The sequence below is a fragment of the Pseudomonas sp. MONT-RG-20F-20-E-7-02 genome (assembly GCF_022662395.1).
Lineage (GTDB): Bacteria > Pseudomonadota > Gammaproteobacteria > Pseudomonadales > Pseudomonadaceae > Aquipseudomonas.
This window is the reverse complement of the sequence record NZ_JAKNQN010000028.1, coordinates 1-1,655: the sequence shown is the minus strand read 5'-3', so window position 1 is coordinate 1,655 and position 1,655 is coordinate 1. Positions and strand designations below refer to the sequence as shown.

General features: G+C 54.8%; 1 protein-coding gene. It reads left to right on the top strand.

The annotated features are described in order from the left end of the window. Positions 1 to 1,655 (top strand): immunoglobulin-like domain-containing protein (locus L8I05_RS29370; RefSeq protein ID WP_347341243.1); only part of this gene is annotated, 1,655 nt, incomplete at both ends.

The following is a 1,655-nucleotide window of genomic DNA, read 5'->3' as shown; positions in this document are numbered from 1 at the left end:
GTCGGCTCGACGGTGTTCCAGACGCCGGCGAACGACGTTTACAACAACGGTTCCACCGTCAGCAACACGATCACCAAGACTGAAGGCGGCAACTTTGAGAACTTGGTGACTGATCCGAAGGCGGCTGAAACAGCCATCACCGACTCGATCGACAACACCACGGTTTCCCTGACTGCTGATAAGGCGTCGGTGGTTGAAGGTGGTGAGATTACCTACACCGCAACACTGACGAACAAAGCTCAAACCGACGTCACTGTTACGTTGAGCAACGGCCAGACCATCACTATCAAGGCTGGTGAAACCGTTGGTTCGACTGTGTTCCAGACGCCAGCCAACGACGTTTACAACAATGGCAGCACCGTCAGCACCACGATCACCAAGACCGAAGGCGGCAACTTCGAGAACCTGGTTACCGATCCGAAGGCGGCTGAAACAGCCATCACCGATTCGATCGACAACACCACGGTTTCTCTGACTGCTGATAAGGCGTCTGTGGTTGAAGGCGGTGAGATTACTTACACCGCGACCCTGACGAACAAAGCGCAAACGGACGTAACCGTTACGCTGTCGAACGGCCAGACCATCACCATCAAAGCCGGTGAAACCGTTGGCTCGACTGTGTTCCAGACGCCAGCCAACGACGTTTACAACAATGGCAGCACCGTCAGCACCACGATCACCAAGACCGAAGGCGGCAACTTCGAGAACCTGGTGACAGATCCGAAGGCAGCTGAAACGGCCATCACCGATTCGATCGACAACACCACCGTTTCCCTCTCCGCCGACAAAGCGTCCGTGGTTGAGGGCGGTGAGATTACCTACACCGCGACCCTGACGAACAAAGCGCAGACTGACGTAACCGTTACGCTGTCGAACGGCCAGACGATCACCATCAAAGCGGGTGAAACCGTTGGCTCGACTGTGTTCCAGACACCGGCTAACGATGTTTACAACAACGGCTCGACTGTCAGCACCACCATTGCTAAAACCGAAGGCGGTAACTTCGAGAACTTGGTGACCGATCCGAAAGCAGCTGAAACGGCTATCACCGATTCGATCGACAACACCACGGTTACGTTGACTGCTGACAAGGCTTCGGTAGTTGAAGGTGGGGAGATTACCTATACCGCGACCTTGACCAACAAGGCGCAAACCGACGTCACCGTAACGCTGAGCAACGGCCAAACCATCACCATTAAAGCTGGTGAAACCGTAGGTTCGACGGTGTTCCAGACGCCGGCGAACGACGTTTACAACAATGGTTCGACTGTCAGCACCACCATCGCCAAAACCGAAGGCGGTAACTTCGAGAACCTGGTAACCGATCCGAAGGCGGCTGAAACAGCCATCACCGATTCGATCGACAACACCACGGTTTCTCTGACTGCTGATAAGGCGTCGGTCGTTGAAGGCGGCGAGATCACCTACACCGCGACCCTGACGAACAAAGCGCAGACTGACGTTACCGTTACGCTTTCGAATGGTCAGACGATCACCATTAAAGCCGGTGAAGCCGTTGGTTCGACTGTTTTCCAGACGCCAGCTAACGACGTTTACAACAATGGCAGCACCGTCAGCACCACGATCACCAAGACCGAAGGCGGCAACTTCGAGAACCTGGTGACCGATCCGAAAGCGGCTGAAACCACGATTAT